13 protein-coding genes are annotated in these 15036 nt (G+C 66.1%); all 13 read left to right on the top strand.

All coding sequences use genetic code 11. The features are described 5' to 3' along the window. Positions 1-121: 121 nt before the first annotated feature. The 13 genes from SAZ01S_RS23965 to kduI all read left to right on the top strand — a co-directional run bounded on the left by SAZ01S_RS23965 (position 122) and on the right by kduI (position 14906). Positions 122-271 (top strand): hypothetical protein, encoded by a 150-nt coding sequence (locus SAZ01S_RS23965; protein WP_164521791.1) that lies wholly within the window; start codon positions 122-124, stop codon positions 269-271. Positions 272-289: 18 nt separating this feature from the next. Next, positions 290-883: an SRPBCC family protein gene (locus tag SAZ01S_RS07030; RefSeq protein WP_245824676.1), complete on the top strand. Its 594-nt coding sequence runs from the start codon at positions 290-292 to the stop codon at positions 881-883. After that, the gene (locus SAZ01S_RS07025; protein ID WP_084581386.1) at positions 883-2073 is read left to right on the top strand and encodes a zinc-dependent alcohol dehydrogenase; all 1191 of its coding nucleotides are present in this window, start codon (positions 883-885) and stop codon (positions 2071-2073) included. The genes SAZ01S_RS07030 and SAZ01S_RS07025 overlap by 1 nt, the downstream gene beginning before the upstream one ends. Positions 2074-2087: 14 nt before the next feature. Next, positions 2088-2870, top strand: coding sequence for an SDR family NAD(P)-dependent oxidoreductase (locus tag SAZ01S_RS07020; protein ID WP_084581384.1), 783 nt, complete (start codon positions 2088-2090; stop codon positions 2868-2870). Between the two features lie 235 nt (positions 2871-3105). Next, the gene (locus tag SAZ01S_RS07015; RefSeq protein WP_084581382.1) at positions 3106-3948 is read left to right on the top strand and encodes an HpcH/HpaI aldolase/citrate lyase family protein; all 843 of its coding nucleotides are present in this window, start codon (positions 3106-3108) and stop codon (positions 3946-3948) included. 274 nt (positions 3949-4222) lie between these two features. Next, positions 4223-7363, top strand: coding sequence for a TonB-dependent receptor (locus SAZ01S_RS07010; protein ID WP_084581380.1), 3141 nt, complete (start codon positions 4223-4225; stop codon positions 7361-7363). 143 nt (positions 7364-7506) lie between these two features. Continuing rightward, positions 7507-8220 (top strand): SapC family protein, encoded by a 714-nt coding sequence (locus SAZ01S_RS07005; protein ID WP_084581378.1) that lies wholly within the window; start codon positions 7507-7509, stop codon positions 8218-8220. After that, on the top strand, positions 8217-9251 hold the full coding sequence (locus SAZ01S_RS07000) for a cupin-like domain-containing protein (protein ID WP_084581376.1): 1035 nt from the start codon (positions 8217-8219) through the stop codon (positions 9249-9251). Before SAZ01S_RS07005 ends, SAZ01S_RS07000 begins: the two co-directional genes overlap by 4 nt. 202 nt (positions 9252-9453) lie before the next feature. Further along, positions 9454-10089 carry a PEPxxWA-CTERM sorting domain-containing protein gene (locus tag SAZ01S_RS06995; RefSeq protein WP_084581374.1) on the top strand — a complete coding sequence of 212 codons (636 nt, stop codon included), beginning with the start codon at positions 9454-9456 and terminating at the stop codon, positions 10087-10089. Positions 10090-10452: 363 nt separating this feature from the next. After that, on the top strand, positions 10453-11241 hold the full coding sequence (locus SAZ01S_RS06990; RefSeq protein WP_084581372.1) for a 2-keto-4-pentenoate hydratase: 789 nt from the start codon (positions 10453-10455) through the stop codon (positions 11239-11241). Between the two features lie 31 nt (positions 11242-11272). Beyond that, entirely contained in the window at positions 11273-12562 is a 1290-nt protein-coding gene (locus tag SAZ01S_RS06985) for an MFS transporter (RefSeq protein WP_084581370.1), read from the top strand. Positions 12563-12590: 28 nt separating this feature from the next. After that, entirely contained in the window at positions 12591-14015 is a 1425-nt protein-coding gene (uxaC, locus tag SAZ01S_RS06980; RefSeq protein ID WP_084581368.1) for a glucuronate isomerase, read from the top strand. Between the two features lie 48 nt (positions 14016-14063). Then, complete coding sequence (kduI, locus tag SAZ01S_RS06975) at positions 14064-14906, top strand: 5-dehydro-4-deoxy-D-glucuronate isomerase (RefSeq protein WP_084581366.1); 843 nt, start codon at positions 14064-14066, stop codon at positions 14904-14906. The last annotated feature ends 130 nt before the right edge of the window (positions 14907-15036 follow it).

The following is a 15036-nucleotide window of genomic DNA, read 5'->3' as shown; positions in this document are numbered from 1 at the left end:
CCCTCCCGCAAGCGGGAGGGGAGTTGCTGCGCCTAACCCACGTTACTTCAAACAAAAATTGCAACCCGCGCTCGCCCCGGTGGTTACCTTCTGCACCTCCCCAAGTGCAGGAGACTGGATCATGGCCACCCCGCCGAACGATCCCGAGGTGCGCGACGAACAGCGCGACCCCGGCTCGACCGAGACCAACCCCGCCGCCACGTCGACCCCGGCACCCGCCGAGGGCGATGACGATCTTCCCCCGAAACTGCCCGGCTCGCCCCAGGGCTGACCCGCGAACGGAGGCTTTATGGCCGATACGATGAACCCCGTGTCGCAGGACGACGCGCCGCTGAGCACTGCCAACAACCAACGCCAGGCGATTGACGCGGCGACCGATGGCCTGATCGTCCAGCGCGGCGACAAGCTCGTCGCGCGCGCGGTGACGATCAACCGCCCGCGCGCCGAGCTCTACGCCTTCTGGCGCGATTTCAACAACCTGCCCGCGGTGCTGGACAATGTCGTGCGCATCGAGGTGCTCGACCGCGAGCGCAGCCACTGGGTGGTGAAGTCGCCCGGCGGCGGTATCGTGGAATGGGACTCGCGCATTACCGAGGATCGCGACGGCGAACTGATCGCCTGGGCGTCCGAAGAGGGCGCCGACATCCCCAATAGCGGCCGCATCGAGTTTCGCGATGCCGGCAGTCGCGGCACCGTGGTGGTGGCGACGATCAACTATGACCAGCCGTTCGGCACGCTGCACCGCGTGATCTCTCGGATCTTCCAGCGCGAGCCGAAGATGCAGGCGCAGCGCGACCTGCGCCGCTTCAAGCAGCTGATGGAAACCGGCGAAATCGCGACCTCGTCGCGCACCTACAAGCAACTCGAAGAGGAGCGGGGCTGATGCGCGCACTCACTTGGCACGGCAAGCATGACGTCCGCGTCGACACGGTCGACGATCCCGAGATCCTCAACCCGCGCGACGCGATCATCAAGATCACCTCGACCGCGATCTGCGGCTCCGATCTCCATCTGTATGACGGCTTCATCCCCACGATGATGGCCGGCGACATCCTCGGCCATGAATTCATGGGCGAGGTGGTCGAGGTCGGCGCCGGCTCGACGCTCAAGAAGGGGCAGCGCGTGGTGGTGCCGTTCACCATCTCGTGCGGCTCCTGCTACCATTGCGGCAAGCACCAATATTCCGCCTGCGAGAACGGCCTGCCCGCTGACAACCAGGACATCGCGCAGGAGATGTACGGCCAGCCCATGGCCGGGCTGTTCGGCTACAGCCATATGACCGGCGGCTATGCCGGCGGCCAGGCGGAATATGTCCGCGTGCCGTTCAGCGATGTCGGCCCGATCGTGATCCCCGACGGGATCGAGGACGACAAGGTACTGTTCCTGTCGGACATCCTGCCCACCGGCTGGATGGCGGCGGAGAATGCCGAAATCGAGCCAGGCGATACGGTTGCCGTGTGGGGCTGCGGCCCGGTCGGCCTGTTCGCGGTGCAGTCGGCCTTCCTGATGGGCGCCGAGCGCGTCATCGCGATCGACCATTTCCCCCGCCGCCTCGAACTCGCCCGCCGCTTCGGCGCGGAGACGATCAACTTCGAGGAGACTGACACTGCGGCCGCGCTGTTCGAGATGACCGGCGGCATCGGCCCCGATGCGGTGATCGACAGCGTCGGGCTGGAGGCGCACGGCTTCTTCGCCGACAATGTGCTCGACCAGATCAAGAAGTCGACCTTCCTCGGCACCGACCGCATCCACTCGATCCGCCAGGCGATCCTCGCCTGCCGCAAGGGTGGGCGTGTCTCGATGCCGGCCGTGTATGGCGGCTTCGTCGACAAGTTCCCACTCGGCGCGCTGATGGAGAAGGGGCTGACGCTCAAGACCGGCCAGACCCATGTTCAGCACTATATGCCCGCGCTGCTCAACGCGATCCTGGAAGAGAAGATCGATACGACCTTCCTGATCAGCCACATCCTGCCGCTGGAGCAGGCGCCGCAGGGCTACAAGATGTTCCACGACAACCAGAACGAGGTGACCAAGGTCGTGCTGAAGCCCGGCATGGCGCTGGCGGCCGAATAAGCGGAGACACGGAAATGGCAGACAAATTCGCGATCGTGACCGGTGCCTCGAGCGGCATCGGTCTGGAACTTGCGCGGCTCGCGGCCCGCGACGGCTATGACCTGCTGGTGGTGGCGGACACCCCGCTGGTCGACGCCGCAGCCGCGCTGAAGGGCGAGGGCGTCGAGGTGCAATCGGTCGAGACCGACCTGTCGACCATCGAGGGCGTCGACCGGCTGCTGGATGCGGCCGGCGGGCGCCGGGTCGACCTGCTCTGCGCCAATGCCGGCCACGGGCTGGGCGGCGGCTTTCTCGAGCAGGACGTCGCCGAATGGCGCCACGTGATCGACACCAACATCACCGGCACCGCCTATCTGCTGCAGAAGGTGCTGCGTCAGATGCGCGATGCGGGTGAGGGCAAGGTGCTGATCACCGGCTCGATCGCGGGCTGGATCCCCGGCAGCTTCCAGGCGGTGTACAACGGCTCCAAGGCGTTCGTGGACAATTTCGCCGCGGCGATCCGCAACGAACTCAAGGAGGTGAAGGGCATCACCATCACCACCTTGCTCCCGGGCCCGGTCGAGACCGAATTCTTCGAACGCGCCGGCATGATGGACACCAAGGTCGGCCAGAGCGAGAGCAAGTCCGATCCGGCCGATGTCGCCAAGGATGGCTGGACGGCGCTGATGAAGGGCACCGACAACATCGTCTCCGGCCTGTCCAACAAGCTGCAGGTCGCCGGGGCCGGCGTGCTGCCGCAGTCAGTGACCGCCGAACAGCACCGCAAGATTGCCGAGCCCGGCAGCGGGGAAGGCTGACATGCTGTTCCCCTCCCGCTTGCGGGAGGGGAACATATGCTGCGCGGGAGGGGCTACACCGTACCGAGACCTGAAGTTCCGGAAACCGGCCGCTGCGGTGCAGAACGCATCTTGTCGGCCGACCCGCATCCTCCTCTCCAGATTGGCGCTGACCCGAGCAGCGCGGCGGCGGCGCGCGATTGGCAAGCCGCCGGGTTGCTGCCATGGAAATGGCGAACAGGGGAGGAAAAAGGTCATGCGGCTGCGATCGCTTCTTTTTGTACCCGGCGACCGGCCGGAGCGGTTCGACAAGGCGGCGCAGAGCGGCGCCGACGCGCTGATCCTCGACCTCGAGGACTCGGTGGTCGCCGACCGCAAGCCGCTGGCGCGCGATGCGATCGCCGAATGGCTCGCCGCGACGCCGGACACGCCCAGCTTCGTCCGCGTCAACCCGCTCGAAACCCCGGCGCTGGCGGAGGATCTGGCGGCGCTCGCGCCGCTCCGGCCAACCGGGCTGGTGCTGCCCAAGGCGAGCGGCGCCGCCACGATCCGGGCGCTGGTGGCGGCGGTCGCCCAGGCGGGGGCGGTCTGCCCGCCGATCCTGCCGATCGCGACCGAAACCCCGGCCGCGTTGTTCCAGCTCGGCAGCTATGGCGAAGTCGCTGCGCACCTTGCGGGGCTCACCTGGGGCGCCGAGGATCTGCCCGCGGCGATCGGTGCCGCCGGCGCGCGTCAGGCGGACGGCGACTATACCGCGCCCTTCGCGATGGTCCGGTCGCTCGCCCTGTTCGGCGCGCATGCCGCCGGCGTCGCCGCGATCGAGACCGTCTATCCCGACATTGCCGATCGCGAGGGGCTGGAGCGGTACGTCGCCCGCGGGCGCCGCGATGGCTTTACCGGCATGATGGCGATCCATCCGGCGCAGATCGAGGCGATCAACGCCGGGTTTACGCCGAGCGATGAGGAGATCGCCGCCGCACAGGCGATCGTCGCTGCCTTTGCCGCCAATCCGGAAGCGGGGGCGCTGAAGCTGGACGGGCGGATGATCGATCGCCCGCATTTGGAACAGGCGCGGCGCCTGCTCGCCCGCGCCGGCTGAGCCCGTGCGCCCACGGCGCCCCTGCAATCCTTTTCAGTTAGACAAATTGCAGCGCCGCAACGACCTCTTTTGGGGTGTGGCGGTCCAATACAAGTCCATTGCAGGCTGTAACATCGAAAACACACCAGATTACAAAATCAAACCTGTCTAACAGATTTTTGCAACAAACATTGACAATGTTGCGCGCGATGGTAGCGATACCTTCGCGGCGTATGCATCGGGTGTGCGCAGCGAAGAACGTTCCCGGCGAAGGAACGCCGGCAGAGGAGGGGACATGAAGAACGTATCGCGTTCGGCTCTATGGTCGCGCTCAGCATCAATGATGGCTGTCGCTGCTTGCATGGTCATGCCAACGATTGCACAAGCGCAGACCGACAACGTTGCCAGTACGGCGGCGCCCACGCAGGATTCGGGGCAAGGCGAAGAAATCGTCGTCACCGGCATCCGGGCATCCTTGGAGCGGTCCATCGCGATCAAGCGCGAGTCGCCAGGCATCGTCGACGCCATCTCGGCGGAAGACATCGGCAAGTTCCCGGATACCAATCTGGCGGAATCGCTGCAGCGCGTGCCGGGTGTGTCGATCAACCGCACCAACGGCGAAGGTTCGCTGGTCACCGTCCGCGGCTTCGGGCCCGCGTTCAACCTCGTCACGTTGAACGGCCGCCAGCTCGCATCCGCCAACATCTCCGTGGTCGGCGGTGACCAGACCTCCGACCAGGCGCAGGGCACCACGCGCTCGTTCGACTTCTCGAACCTCGCGACCGAAGGCGTGCGTACGCTGGAAGTCTACAAGACGGGCCGCGCCGCGGTGCCGTCGGGCGGCATCGGCGCGACGATCAACGTCGTCACCCGCCGTCCGCTCGACAACGGCAAGCCTGGCCTGAGCGGCAGCCTCGGCGCCAAGGCGGTGTACGACACCAGCGTCGATGGCTGCCTCGATTGCGGATCGAAGGTCACCCCGGAATTCTCGGGCGTGCTGACCTGGAGCGATCCGGAGCAGCGCTTCGGCGTCAACCTGTTCGGCAGCTACCAGAAGCGCAACTTCACGTCGATCGCGGCAACGTCGAACGACTGGAACATCATCCCGTACAGCACCTTCCTGACCGGCGGCTTCGCGCGCAGCGGTGGTGCCTGCACCGGCGCCGCGACGCCGACCTGCACCGTCGTCAAGAACGCGCCGAGCAATCCCAACCAGCTCGTCGCGATTCCGAACGACAGCCGCTACCACTATGCCGAGGGCAGCCGTGAGCGCATCAACGGACAGGCCACGGTGCAGTTCAAGCCGACCGACACGCTGACGCTGACCGCCGATGCGCTGTACGCGCAGAACAAGCAGCGCGAGGAGCGTTCGGACCTGTCGAACTGGTTCAACCGTCCGTTCGACCAGGTCACCTTCGACAGCAACCCGACCGTCGCCACGGCGACCTATCTGCATGAGAGCGGCCTGAAGGACGAGGGATTCGAGGCCCAGTCGCGCGGGCAGAAGAGCCGGATCCAGGACTATGGCCTCAACGCCAAGTGGGAGATCACGCCCACCTTCACACTGAATCTCGACGGCCACATCAGCAAGGCGACAAGCCGTCCGGACAACCCCAATGGCTACAGCTCGACGCTGATGGGCATGGGTGCCAACGTCGTTGCGGACCATTCGGTCACCTATCTGTCGAAGATACCGCAGCAGGACATCACGATCACCTCGGCCGCGCCGCTCAACCTCAACACCGTCGGTTCGTCGATCGGCCGTACGCGCTCCTCGAACCAGGATCAGACGGTCAAGGAAGTTCGGGCGGACTTCGGCTGGGATCTCGGTTCCGGTAGCCGGTTCGATTTCGGCGGCAACTATCGCAAGGTCGAAACCAACCAGAGCTATGTCGAACAGCAGCAGACGCTGGGCGACTGGGGCCTCGCCAATCCGGGCGACGTGCAGCGCCAGGCTCCGGGCGCGCTTCAGGCCTTCTGCCTGATCTGCAAGTTCAAGCAGTTCAATCCGGGATCGGATCCGGACTCGCAGGTGGCCTATCGCGGCAACGCGGCGCAGATCTTCCCGATCATGTCGTCCTATTATGCCGGCCGCGGCAATGCGCTTACGGTCAACAGCCGGCAAGACAACCACGTCAAGGAGGAAATCTGGGCAGCTTATGGCCAGCTGACCTGGAAGGGCGAGATCGGCAACGCACCGGCGCGCCTGGTCGGCGGTCTGCGCTACGAGCACACCAAGTCGCACACGACTTCGCTCACGGCGATTCCGGCCGGGATCGAGTGGGATTCGGATAACGACTTTGTTGTCGTCCTCTCGAACCAGTCCCAGTATCTCAGCGACGGCGGCAGCTACGACAATATCCTGCCGCAGGTCGACTTCCAGGTCGAAGTCCAGCGCAACCTGCTGGCCCGCATCTCGTACAGCAAGACGATCGCGCGGCCGAACTACAACGACCTGTACACCTCGGTGACCGTGTTCGGTCCGCCGCGTCCGACCATCAACGGCGGTATCCCGACGGCGAATACCGGCAACGCACGTCTCCGTCCGCTCGAATCGGACAATTTCGATGCTTCGCTCGAGTGGTATTTCAAGCCGGACAGTTATGTCTCGGCGGCGTTCTTCGACAAGCGCGTGCGCAACTTCCTGGGCAACGGCCAGTACAACTCCACCCTGTTCGGCCTGCGCGACCCCACCTCGGCGGTGGCGGGCAGCCGTTCGGGGGTGGCGCGCGCCGCGCTGCAGGGCATCGGGGCCGACACCAGCGACGAAAATCTGTACGCGATGACGTCGCTGCTGATCGCTGCGAACGGATCGACGTCGACGGCGGTTTCGCAGTTCAGCGCAAACTACAACACCACGACCCGGCAGCTCGATCGCGCCTTCCTGCAGACCCTCAACAACGGTCCGCGGGTCCAGGCCAATGGCGCGGACGCGCTGTGGAATTTCCAGGTTACCCAGCCGATCAACAACAAGGACGCCGAGATCTACGGCGTCGAGCTGGCGGGTGAGTATTTCCTTGGAAAGACCGGCTTCGGCGTTGCTGCGCAGTACACGCTGGTGCGCGGTACCGTCGGCTTCAACATCGGTGCCGATCCGTCGGAGAACCAGTTCGCGCTGGTGGGCCTCAGCGACACCGCCAGCGGTACGCTGATCTACGACAAGAACGGCATCTCGGCGCGCCTCGCCTATAACTGGCGCGGCAAGTCGCTGTCGGGGGTGAACCGCGGGAATTCGCGTAACCCGGAATATACCGCACCGTTCGGCCAGCTCGACTTCAACGTCAGCTACGACATTACGCCGCAGATCGCCGTCAGCTTCGAAGGGATCAACCTTACCAAGGAAAGCGTCCGGACCTATGCCCGCGACGAGAAGCAGCTGTGGTTCGCGCAGGAACTGAATCGCCGCTTCCTGCTCGGCGCACGCTTCAAGTTCTGAGCTACCGCGCATCCGCGCGCGTGGGAGGGGGAGGGTCGCTGCCTTGTGCAGCGGCCCTTTCGCTTGCAGTTGAGGCGGCGGCGGCTTTCCGCCATGTTCCGCCAGGGCGGGCCGCAAGGTCCGGCAATATGGGTGATAGTTGAATGACAAGACCGGTCGCGCTGGACAATGTGCGCCATCAGGACCTGCGTGTGGCGTTTCGCTACGGCACCGAATTCGGCGACAGCGCCAACCAGGTCCTGATCTTCCCGACCGAGTTCGAGGCGGCGCAGCGCGAATTCCCGATCCTGTTCCGCGAGGAGCCGAGCGAGGGCCTGCAGGCGGTGGTGCTCACCGGCCTCGACCGCGACGAGAACCTGTTCTTCGATGGCGAGCGCTGGACCAGCCGCTACGTGCCCGCGCTGCAGCAGCGCGGGCCCTTCTCGATCGGCATTCCCGGCGACGGTGCCGATCCCGACGAGGGGCCGACCGTGCATGTCGACCTCGACGATCCGCGGGTCGGCACGGCGGAGGGCGAATTGCTGTTCCTGCCGCAGGGCGGGGCCAGCCGCTATCTCGAGCATGTGTCGCGCGTGCTCGGCCGCATTCATGCCGGCCTCGGCGCGGCCACGCCGGTCTATGCGATCTTCCAGGAACTGGGGCTGCTCGAGGCCAACGCCATCGAAGTGACGCTGCACGACGAGCAGCGCTACCGGATCGATGGTTTCCAGATGCTGTCGGGCGAGCGGCTGGAGGCGCTGGACATGGCCGGGGTCGAGCGGCTGCATCGCGCCAACCTGCTGGGCCTCGCCCATTTCGCCGCATCCTCGCTCGGCAATATCAGCGCGCTGATCGAGCGTCGGAACACCGCGCGATGAACGTGCTTGCCGGATCGGCGCCGGCGGTGCGGGTGGTGGAGGGAAGCGACCCCAACGCGATCCCGTTCGACCAGTTGCTCGCCGATCAGGCGCCGGTGATCCTGAAGGGTGTCGCATCGGGCTGGCCGCTGGTGCAGGCCGGCCTGCAGTCGGCGGATGCGGCGATGGACCTGCTCCAGCGTTTCGATGCGGGTCGCCCGGTGGTGACCTTTACCGGCGCGCCCGAGATTGCCGGCCGCTTCTTCTATGACGAGACCGTCACCGGCCTCAATTTCCGCAGCCGGCGCGAGCCGCTGGGCGCCTTGCTCGACGCGATGCGGCCGCAGATCGGCAGCGCGGACGCGCCGAGCTTCTATGTCGGCTCGACCGATCTCGACGAGTATCTGCCGGGGTTCCGCGCGGAGAACGACCTGCGGCTCGATCACCCGATGTTCGCGCGGCATCTCGCCAGCATCTGGATCGGCAACCGCACGACCGCGACCTGCCATTACGACATGTCGCACAACCTCGCGGTATGCGCGGTGGGGCGCCGACGTTTCACGCTGTTCCCGCCCGACCAGATCGCCAACCTCTATCCCGGGCCGCTGGAGCCGACGCCGGGCGGGCAGGTGGTCAGCATGGTCGACTTCGCCGCGCCGGATTTCACCCGGCATCCCGGCTTTCGCGAGGCGATGGCCGTTGCGCAGGTGGCCGAGCTGGAGGCCGGCGACCTGCTCTTCTACCCCGCGATGTGGTGGCACCATGTCGAGGCACTGGCCCCGTTCAACGTGCTGGTGAACTATTGGTGGAATACCAGCCCGGCCTGGCTCGACACCCCGCAGCTGACGCTGCTCCACGCGCTGCTCAGCCTGCGCGACCGGCCGGCGCCGGAAAAGGCAGCGTGGAAGGCCCTGTTTGACTATTATGTGTTCGGCGAGGCCGATCGCGCCGCCGCGCATCTGCCGCCGGCGGCGCGGGGGGCGCTGGATCCGATCGATGCCGTGCAGGCGCGGCGGCTGCGCGCGCAGTTGCTCCACAGGCTCAATCGCTAAGGGTTCAACGCCGCGTCGCAGGCGGTCGATGCTGCAGGGCAGCTCGCCGCGATATGGTTAATTCGCCCGACAAGTCGAAGGAATAGCAGGGCAATCCCCCGGAACTTGCTGCGCCGCCGCATGGTTCGACGGCTGCCAGGATGCGCGTCCGCACAATGCGGACGCGCCTGGCGTGTAGTACCCTGTTCAGGAGGAATTGCGGATGATTAAAGGCGCTTTGAGCGCGGCGGCCCTGGTTGCGGGCCTGTCGCTTTCTCCGGTTGCGGCCTCGGCTGCCCCGATCCTCGGCGGCGCGACCGCCATCGACCTTACCGCCACCAGCACCTTCCAGTCGCTCGGCTACGGTATCACCACCTATGGCACGGCAAGCGCGTTCACCGTGGGCAATGATATCGTTGCGACCTTCCTCGTTACCGGCGGCACGCGCGACGATGCGACCAAGGCGCTCGTTGTCGAGCACGCCGGATCCGGTCTGAACTTCACCTCGGGCGCGAACACGCTGAGCATCGGCAATTTCGTGATCGATAGCGCCGCCGGCGTGGTGCGCGGCAGCGCCTCGGCCAACGGGTTCACGCTCGGCAGCAACCTCTCGCTGTTCACGCTGGGCGCCAATTCGGCCCTGGCACTGACCGGCGAGGCGGCCGCCGCGTTCACCACGACGCTGGGCACCCCGGCGCTTGCCGGTGTCACCATCGGCACGGCAAACCCGACCATCGTGTTCGGCCCGAGCGGCGTGCCGGAGCCGGCGAGCTGGGGCCTGATGATCGCAGGGGTCGGCTTTGTCGGCGCTTCGCTGCGTCGGCGCCACGCCCGCTCGGTGCGCCTCGCTGCCGCCTGACCGCATAGCCTCGAAATAAAGAAACGGCCGGGGACCCGCGTTCCCGGCCGTTTTTTGTGGCCGGCGTGTAGCTCTGCCTCTTGCTGCGTGGTCGCAACGGCTCCCGTTGACGCCGCATTTTGACACCGGTATCACGACGCGAGTGCCTGCCGCGCCGGGAGCGGATGGAGGGGCGACGAGCGGAGGCGTGGAAGCGCGGCGTGGGATGCCGCCGTGGGATCGAAAGGGTGCGCGGCGGCCCGTCGCGACGCGGGGAGCATCGGGGGTATCCCGGCAGATCGTCTGTACCCGACTGTACCCTCGCAGCGAGATCAAGATACAGCCGGGCGCCGCTGGGACGACCGGAGGAGAAGGGACGAAGCATTGACGGAACAAGCGACGGCGGATCGGATCGCCAAGGCCTTTGTAGCGGCGCGACGGGCGCGCGAGGGATTCGCCGACTATCCGGGCGCGATGCCCGAGACGCTGGAGGACGCCTATGCCATCCAGGCAAAGGCGATCGCCCTGTACGATGCCCCGATCGCCGGCTGGAAGGTCGGCCGCGTGCCGGATCCGCTTGTCGCGCGCTATGGGGCCAACCGTCTCGCCGGGCCGATCTTTGCCGACAGCGTGGTCTGGGCGCAGGCGGGCGGACCCGCGGAAATGTCGATCTTCCGCAACGGCTTCGGCGCGGCGGAGGCGGAATATCTCGTCCGTCTTGGCGCCTTGCCCTCAGACTTCGACCGTCCTTGGCGCAACGCCGACATCTTGCCCTATGTCGCCGAGATGCGCGTCGGCATCGAAATCGCCAGTTCGCCCTTCGCCGGCATCAACGCGCATGGCCCGGCGGTGACGATTTCCGACTTTGGTAACAACAATGGCCTGCTGATCGGATACGGTATATCTTCTGAAGAGGATTTCCTAAACTGGCCGGTGTCGCTAACGGTCGACGGCGCAGTGGTGGGAACCGGCACCGCGGGTGGCATGCTCGATGGTCCGATCGGTGCCGTGCGATTCCTGTTCGAACGCGCGGCGCAGGGCTTGCCGCTGGCGGAAGGGCAGTGGATCTCTACCGGCGCGGTGACCGGCGTGCACCCGGTTCGGCCGGGCGCGATGGTGGCAGCGGCGTTCGGGGCCGGGCTGCGAGTGGCGTGTACGATCGGGATCGCCTGATCCCGATCGGCGGTTTGGAATGGGAGAGGTGATGGCGAGCAAGGGCGAAGCCGTAGTCAGCGGCGCCGTGGAACGGGTGGGGCGGTATCGCTGGGTGATCTGCGGGCTGCTGTTCGCCGCCACCATCATCAATTACATCGATCGCCAGATGATCGGCGTGCTCAAACCCACGCTGATGGCCGACCTGCACTGGACCGAGCAGGACTTTGCCGGCGTCATCATCTGGTTCCAGTTCGCCTATGCCGTCGGCTATATCCTGTTCGGCAAGATCGTCGACCAGGTCGGCGCGCGGGTCGGCTACACCATCGCCTTCATCGTCTGGCAGGTGGCGCACATCTTCCACGGCGCGGCCCACAACATCACCCAGTTCGCCATTGCCCGCTTCGCGCTGGGCATCGGCGAATCCGGCAACTTCCCTGCCGGCATCAAGGCGGTGACCGAGTGGTTTCCGGCCAAGGAACGCGCCTTCGCGATCGGCGTGTTCAATGCCGGTGCGAACATCGGCGCGGTGCTCACCCCGCTGGTCATTCCGTACATGGTGCTGGCCTGGGGCTGGCGCTCGGCCTTCGTCATCACCGGCGTGGTCAGCTTCGTCTGGTTGATCGCCTGGTGGATGCTCTACCGCACCCCGCGCGAGCACCCCAAGGTCACCGAGGGGGAACTCGCCTGGATCGAGCAGGACCCGGCCGACAAGGTCCAGAAGCTCGGCTATGGCGCGGTGCTCATGAAGCGCGAGACCTGGGCCTATGCGCTCGGCAAGTTCTTCATCGATCCGGTCTGGTGGTTCTTCCTGTTCTGGCTGCCGGGCTATTTGTTCGAGCGCTATCACCTCGATCTCAAGACGTTCGGCCTGCCGCTCGCCGCGATCTACCTGGTGTCGGACATGGGCAGCGTCGCCGGCGGCTGGCTTTCCTCGCGGCTGATGCGCGCTGGCTATAGCGCCAATGTCGCGCGCAAGCTGACGATGCTGGTCTGTGCCTTCGCGGTGCTGCCGGTGCTGTTCGCGGAGTCGCTGACCAGCGTGTGGATGGCGGTCGCCGTGATCGGCATCGCGACTGCGGCCCATCAGGCCTTCTCGGCGAACCTCTATGCCCTGCCGGCCGACATGTTCCCGCGCGGCGCGGTCGGCTCGGTGATCGGCATCGGCGGCACCGTCGGCGCGGTGGGCGGCATCCTGATGTCTTTCTATGCCGGCGAAGTGCTGGCGCGGATCGGCAGCTACTGGCCGCTGTTCGCGGTCGCCGGCAGCGCCTATTTCGTCGCGCTCGCCTGCGTGCATTTCCTGTCGCCGCGGCTCGCCCGAGTCGACATGAGCGCCTGATTTTCCTCTGACGTACCCGGAGTATCCCATGGCCAAGCCGCTGAAGCTCGATCCCGACCGGTTGTTGCCGGCCGAAGAGCGCACCCGCGCGATCGCGCGCGACCTGTACCGGGAGGTGGCGGGCCTGCCGATCATCAGCCCGCACGGCCATACCGATCCGACCTGGTTCTCGACCAATGCCAATTGGTCGAACGCCACCGAGCTGCTGCTCTCGCCGGATCACTATATCTACCGCATGCTCTATTCGCAGGGCGTGTCGCTCGATGCGCTGTGCGTGCCGAGCAAGGCGGGGATGCCCGCCACCGATCCGCGCGCGGCGTGGCGTACCTTTGCCGAGCATCTCTACCTGTTCCGCGGCACGCCCTCGGCGATGTGGCTGGGCCATGTGTTCGGCGAGGTGTTCGGCTTCGACGTCACGCTCGACGGCGAGACCGCCGATTTCTACTACGACACGATCAACGCCAAGCTGGCGAGCGACGATTTCCGCCCGCGCGCGCTGTTCGATCGCTTCAACATCGAGTTCCTCGCCACCACCGAGGGGCCGCAGGACGACCTCTCGCCGCACCATGCGATCCGGGAATCGGGCTGGGGCGGCCGTGTCGTCACCACCTATCGCCCCGATGCGGTGATCGACGTCGAGCACGAGCAGTTCCACGGCGCGCTCAAGATCTTCGCCGAGAAGACCGGCGAGGACGTGTACAGCTGGGAAGGCTATCTCGCCGCGCACCGCAAGCGCCGCGCCGACTTCCGCGCCGCCGGGGCGACCGCGACCGACCATGGCCATCCGACCGCGCGCACCGCGAACCTCAGCAAGGCCGAGGCGGCGGCGCTGTTCGGCAAGATCCTCGGCAGCGACTGGACCCCGGCCGATGCCGAGCTGTTCCGCGCGCAGATGCTGACCGAAATGGCGGCGATGAGCGTCGAGGACGGGATGGTGATGCAGATCCATCCGGGCAGCTTTCGCAACCATAATGGCGGCCTGTTCGCCAGCCATGGCCGCGACAAGGGCGCCGACATCCCGATGGCGACCGATTATGTGCATGGCCTCAAGCCGCTGCTCGATCGCTTCGGCACCTCGACCGAGCTGTCGATCATCCTCTTCACGCTGGACGAGACGGTCTATGCGCGCGAGCTGGCGCCGCTGGCCGGCCATTATCCGTGCCTCAAGCTGGGCCCGGCCTGGTGGTTCCACGACAGCCCCGAGGGCATGCGCCGTTTCCGCGAGCAGGTGACCGAGACGGCGGGCTTCTACAACACCGTCGGCTTCAACGACGATACCCGCGCCTTCCTCTCGATCCCCTCGCGCCACGATGTCGCGCGGCGGATCGACTGCGGCTTCCTCGCCCGGCTGGTCGTCGAAGGGCGGCTGCTCGACTGGGAAGCGGCGGAACTCGCCTTCGAGCTGACGAACGGGCTTGTGCGCAAGGCGTACAAGCTGGATACGGGCGTATAGACACCGGTGGCATAAGCCGCTCGGGACGCCCCAGACGGAGAGAGACTGATGTTCGACCGGACCTATTACGCCACGCATCCGGACATGATGGAGTGCGTGTCGAACGAGGAATTGCGCGATCGCTATCTGATCTCTGGCCTGTTCCGCGAAGGCGAATGCGTGCTCAACTACACCCATGCCGATCGCTTCGTGATCGGCGGGGTGCAGGTGGGCGCCGCGCCGGTGGAACTTCCCGCACAGACCGAGCCGGCATCGGCTGCCGGTCACCCGTTCCTCGAACGGCGCGAGCTGGCGATCGTCAATGTCGGCACGGTCGACGGCACGGTGACGGTCGATGGCGAGGTCTTCACGCTGGGCAACAAGGATTGCCTGTACGTGACGATGGGCGCTCGGGACGTGACCTTTGCGGGCGCGGGCGCGCGCTACTATCTGGCCTCGTGCCCGGCGCACAAGGCGTTCACCACCCGGAAGCTCGGCATCGCCGACGCCAATGCGCTGGAGCGCGGCAGCCTCGAGGAGTCGAACGAGCGGACGATCTACCAGCTCGTCATCCCCGGCGTGTGCGACAGCGCGCAGCTGGTGATGGGCCTTACCGTGCTCAAGCCGGGCAGCGTGTGGAACACCATGCCGCCGCACGTCCATGAACGCCGCAGCGAGATTTATTTCTATTTCGAGCTCGACGATCTCGAAAAGGATCGGGTGATGCACTTCATGGGCGAAGGTGAGGCGACCCGCCACATCGTGATGGCCAATGAGGACGCGGTGATCAGCCCGCCCTGGTCGATCCATATGGGCGCGGGCACCAAGTCCTATGCCTTCATCTGGGCGATGGCCGGCGAGAACCAGGATTATACCGACATGCAGGTGCTGGATATCTGCCAGCTGGCGTGAGCCATCGTTGAGGCCCTCCCGCTTCCTCCTGCGCTCCCCTCCCGCTTGCGGGAGGGGCTGGTGGGAGGGGAGGGTGAAGTTCGGCCTTACATTTTCGGGCCCTCCCCCGACCCCTCCCGCAAGCGGGAGG

The organism is Sphingomonas azotifigens NBRC 15497 (assembly GCF_002091475.1).
Lineage (GTDB): Bacteria > Pseudomonadota > Alphaproteobacteria > Sphingomonadales > Sphingomonadaceae > Sphingomonas > Sphingomonas azotifigens.
This window is presented reverse-complemented; position numbering and strand designations above follow the sequence as displayed.